The organism is Pseudomonas sp. SDO5271_S396 (assembly GCF_054071795.1).
In genome coordinates, this window is the sequence record NZ_JBSVWB010000136.1 from 1 (window position 1) to 229 (window position 229).

Sequence of the window (229 nt, forward strand, 5' to 3'; positions counted from 1 at the left end):
GATGACATCCCCTGCTTTGCCCTGACCGGCCCGCTGGCCGGCTCCGATGCCGGCGCCATGCCCGACACCGGCGTGATCTGCAAAGGTGAATGGGAAGGCAAGGAAACCCTGGGCCTGCGCCTTAACTGGGAAAAACGCTACATCACCCTCGGCCCGGTCGCGACCCTGCTGGGCCTGGCCTTCAAGGCCCATGACCCGGACCACCTGCTGGGCGAAGAGGAAGACCTGG

Annotated in this window: 1 protein-coding gene; it reads left to right on the forward strand. The window is 65.9% G+C overall.

What is annotated here, in order from left to right:
* A partial coding sequence (locus tag ACW9IN_RS30170; RefSeq protein ID WP_457369252.1) for a hypothetical protein occupies window positions 1-229 on the forward strand: 229 nt, incomplete at both ends.